6 protein-coding genes and 2 tRNA genes are annotated in these 4,040 nt (G+C 51.2%); all 8 read left to right on the top strand.

Annotated elements, in window-relative coordinates; genetic code table 11:
* The coding region (locus RTK01_RS16125) for a dATP/dGTP diphosphohydrolase domain-containing protein (protein WP_312281948.1) at window positions 1-203 on the top strand (203 nt) is incomplete at its 5' end.
* Window positions 200-604 carry a hypothetical protein gene (locus tag RTK01_RS16120; protein WP_312281947.1) on the top strand — a complete coding sequence of 135 codons (405 nt, stop codon included), beginning with the start codon at window positions 200-202 and terminating at the stop codon, window positions 602-604. The genes RTK01_RS16125 and RTK01_RS16120, both read left to right, overlap by 4 nt.
* Before the next feature lie 78 nt (window positions 605-682).
* Window positions 683-768, top strand: a tRNA-OTHER gene (locus RTK01_RS16115).
* Window positions 769-953: 185 nt separating this feature from the next.
* A tRNA-Ile gene (locus RTK01_RS16110) sits at window positions 954-1,029 on the top strand.
* Between the two features lie 558 nt (window positions 1,030-1,587).
* A complete protein-coding gene (locus tag RTK01_RS16105) occupies window positions 1,588-2,082 on the top strand; it encodes a transposase (RefSeq protein WP_312281946.1) in 495 nt (164 codons plus the stop codon).
* The gene (locus RTK01_RS16100; protein WP_312281945.1) at window positions 2,051-3,283 is read left to right on the top strand and encodes a PBSX family phage terminase large subunit; all 1,233 of its coding nucleotides are present in this window, start codon (window positions 2,051-2,053) and stop codon (window positions 3,281-3,283) included. Before RTK01_RS16105 ends, RTK01_RS16100 begins: the two co-directional genes overlap by 32 nt.
* Window positions 3,276-3,479 carry a hypothetical protein gene (locus tag RTK01_RS16095; protein ID WP_312281944.1) on the top strand — a complete coding sequence of 68 codons (204 nt, stop codon included), beginning with the start codon at window positions 3,276-3,278 and terminating at the stop codon, window positions 3,477-3,479. The genes RTK01_RS16100 and RTK01_RS16095 overlap by 8 nt, the downstream gene beginning before the upstream one ends.
* Window positions 3,476-4,040, top strand: a 565-nt coding sequence (locus RTK01_RS16090) for a hypothetical protein (protein ID WP_312281943.1), incomplete at its 3' end; no start/stop codon positions are given. The genes RTK01_RS16095 and RTK01_RS16090, both read left to right, overlap by 4 nt.

The raw sequence follows: 4,040 nt of genomic DNA, 5'->3' as shown, positions 1-4,040 counted from the left end.
CACGCGTCCGGTATGAGGCGGACACTATCCACCATTACCCCAAGGACAATTACAAACAAATCCCCATTGATGACCATGTAGGACGAGCACTGACGCATCTATTTGCGTATCTGGACGGGGACAAGAGCAATGACCATTTGGCACACGCGCTTTGCAGGCTTGCATTTGCGGTGGAGATGGAGGAGGAATCGAGGAACAAATGACAAATCAAGAGAAAAAGGCATACCTGCAAAGATACCGGGCGGCAGATAACGAGATAAACGACCTGCTCATGGAAAAGAAGCGCATTATGTCCCGGCTCACACGGATGACCACCAGCATCAGCGGTATGCCCCATGGTGGAGGCGAGAGTGACAAAATGACCGACGGCATTGCAAAGGTTGTTGAACTGGACGCTGAGATTGATAGCAAGGTGGACGCGCTGTGCGATTTACGCCGCGAGGTGTGCGCCAACATCGGGACGGTCGGGGATGCTACCTTACGCCGGGTTTTAATGCTTCGGTACATATCGGGAAAGACATGGGAGCAGATTGCGGTTGAGATGAATTACTCATGGAGGCAAATTATCCGCATCCACGGGCAGGCTCTCACAAAGATGTCATAGAATGTCATACTCCATGTGTGGTAAAGTGTAAGATAGAAAAAGTTTAGGGAGCCGTCTGAAATACGGCGGCTCCAATACGGCAGATTGGCCAAGAGGTAAGGCGCAGGTGATTCTTTTTATGAGATAGCCAGTATGCGTGGGTTCGAATCCTACATCTGCCGCCAGTGGTCGGGTAGCTCCCGAACGATTTCAGACCGTTCATCGTGGCTGAACCAGAATAAAAATGCTTGCTGAAAACTGCATGGTGGGTACATCGCAGAAGTACATTGTAATGATGCTTAAATGGCGATTTGTAAGACCATTGATGAAGCAATCCATGACGTGATAATCTAAGCAGGAAGATGGCCATGCTATCATAGCTCAATTGGCAGAGCGCCCGACTTATAATCGGGAGGTTGCAAGTTCGACTCTTGCTGATAACACCAAATGCCAAAGCTGACAGCGTACAGGGTGAATATACCGGATGAAATACGCCGGTTCCCGTCAGCAGGCTCCAATGTGGCCATGCGGAAAGCGGCCATACGATTACGGGCTGATCGTCGCTCTGGGCATACGCTTGGAGGAAAGACTGCGATTGTGCAGTCAGGCCCAATATGCAGAGCAGCCAATAGGCTATGTGGGGAGACACCACGGCTTTGCACCATGTAAGGATTTATCAAACCGTGCGTCAAGGGAATAGCCCTTAAGCAATTTGGTCAACGCTGGTTGGCTGGGATGTATTACTGGTGAAATCGGTCAGACGTGACTGCACGGGCCAGCAAAAAATGACCGCCGTATATCCTGAGCATCCAAATGTGATGCCTGCCGCTTGTAAGCTGCTTATGACGGATGCGGAGGCCAAACAAATAGAAACCGACTGCCTCCGGGCGGCCGGTTTCTTTATGTGATTTTTTGGTTGCCGAAAGGCGGGTATTATCCATCACATTGCGTGAGCGTAGGCAGGGTGGGGCCGGTGGTGGAATAGAGAGGGAGGTGAGCCCGTTGTGGCGAAAGGAAAGTTTCAAAAGTGGTTGGAGCCGGACGGGCTTTTGCTGCTGGAGGGTTGGGCAAGGGACGGGCTGACAGATGAACAGATAGCATCCAACTGCGGGATATCAACCGCCACGCTATACAACTGGAAAAACGATCATGTAGAGGTTTTGGAGGCCCTAAAAAGGGGCAAGGAAGTTATTGATATCCAAGTGGAAAACGCGCTGCTGAAACGCGCTCTTGGGTATCACTATGACGAAGTGACACGGGAAAAGACCGTAGATAAAGAAACCGGGTTCTCTTGCCTGACAGTCACAAAGAAAGTCACAAAGGAAGTGCAGCCAGATACCACGGCGCAAATCTTTTGGCTGAAAAACCGAAAACCGGATAAGTGGCGGGATAGAGTTGATATCAATGCTCCCGGAGCACAGTCCACAGAAGACGATCCCATCACCAAATCCCTGAAGGAGACAATCGATGCTGTCACAGAAACAAATCAAGATACTTAAATGGCCATACACGGGACATACGGCGCTGATCTGCGATGGCGCGGTGCGGTCGGGCAAGACCTCCATCATGTCCCTGTCGTTTGTTCTGTGGGCCATGGGCAACTTCTCAAATCAGAGCTTCGGCATATGCGGCAAAACAGTGAAATCCGCTGAACGCAATGTAATTCGACCGTTGATGGGAATTAAGTATCTCAGGGAGCAATTCAAAGTCAGCTTTGCAAACCATATTTTGACCATTTCACGTGGGAAGAAAACCAATGTCTTTTACATTTTCGGCGGTAAAGATGAATCAAGTTACACCCTGATACAGGGCGTTACTCTGGCGGGAGTGTTGCTGGACGAGGTGGCCCTCATGCCGCAATCGTTTGTGGAACAGGCGCTTGCACGATGCTCTGTATACGGCTCAAAGTTCTGGTTCAATTGCAACCCGGAAGGCCCTGAACACTGGTTCTATAAGAATTGGGTCAAGAAGCCCGAGGAACGGGATGCAGATCACCTGCATTTCACCATGGCGGACAATCCTTCGCTGGCTGACGACATCCGAGAGCGGTATGAGCGTATGTATTCCGGCGTGTTCTATCGCCGGTACATCTTGGGCGAGTGGTGCGTTGCAGAGGGCTTGATTTATGAGTTTGATAAAAGTAAACATACCACATCCGTAGCGCCCTCCAATGGGCGTTATTTTATTTCAGTTGACTATGGTACTCTAAATCCGTTCTCAGCTGGGCTGTGGTGCTTTTCCGATGGCGTGGCTACCCGGATAAAGGAGTATTACTATTCCGGACGCGAGAGCAAGGCGCAGCTTACGGACGAGGAGTATTACACCGCGCTGGAGAAGTTGGCGGGCAATTACCAGATAGAGCACATAATTGTTGACCCTTCGGCGGCATCGTTTATCACGACAATTCGCCGTCATGGACGGTTTTCGGTGCGCAAGGCCCGCAATGAAGTGCTGGATGGCATCCGGCTTGTGTCTATGCTCCTGCGGGCTGGGCGGCTGAAAATACACAAGGACTGCGCGGACGCAATCCGCGAGTTTGAGCTATACGCATGGGACGATAAGCCGGATAAGACCGAGGTGGACAAACCGTTAAAGATCAACGACCACGCCATGGACGATATCCGGTATTTTTGCAGTACGGTGTTGCGGCGTGAGCTGCGCGGCATTCCAGAGCTGAGGGGGATAAAAGACGATGACTAAATTTAAACGCTGGCTGTATACAAAGTTCCTCCCTGACTACTGCCGGGTAGAGCTGCAAGATGAGAACAAACGCCTGCTTGCATTGATTCAGCGGCAGAAGCAGGAAATCGACCAATTGAATGCATATATCAGCGGGCTCGAAAACGGCATCCGGAACCAGCGCCGCATTGTAATTAGAAACGAGGTGGGTAAGTGAGTATCTTCTCCGCACTGCTTGACAACAAAATACAGAGTTTTGAGCAGGCGTACCGGGTAAAGGACATCACCTCACCTCAAATGCAGAATGCCATCCGGGTATGGCTTGCAATGTACCTTGAGGGATTGCCGCAGGAGGGTGAGGATGATTGCCAGCGTCTCCCGGTGGTGATTGTCAACAAGGTCACCAAAACGGCCTTTTCGGAGTATGCAGCATCCATCCAGAGCAAGGGTCAAAAGGCGGACTTCATGGCGGGGCTTTTGGATAAGCTGGACAAGGCAAAGGCAGGAGCCATGCAACACGCCCTTGTTGGTGGTGAGTGCTTCATCAAGCCCGTTCTTTCCGGGCGTAGCTTTGACTTCTCCATCGTGCGCCGCGATTGCTTCATCCCGCTTTCCCGCGATACACAGGGCAGGATAACCGATATCGGAACTTCTGAGACTACGGCATACAACGGCAAATATTATACACTGTTGGAGCGCCGGACGGTGGATGATAACGGCACGCTGACCATCCAGAGCAAGCTATACGAGAGCAACGACCCGTCGTTAGGCGGCTCAC

Origin of the sequence: Oscillibacter sp. (assembly GCF_031978065.1) — a bacterium.
GTDB lineage: Bacteria > Bacillota > Clostridia > Oscillospirales > Oscillospiraceae > Oscillibacter.
This window is presented reverse-complemented; position numbering and strand designations above follow the sequence as displayed.

Coding starts and splice junctions, on each gene's coding strand:
- RTK01_RS16095 (WP_312281944.1), top strand. CDS start 3,276: ATGACTAAATTTAAACGCTGGCTGTATACAAAGTTCCTCCCTGACTAC.
- RTK01_RS16120 (WP_312281947.1), top strand. CDS start 200: ATGACAAATCAAGAGAAAAAGGCATACCTGCAAAGATACCGGGCGGCA.
- RTK01_RS16100 (WP_312281945.1), top strand. CDS start 2,051: ATGCTGTCACAGAAACAAATCAAGATACTTAAATGGCCATACACGGGA.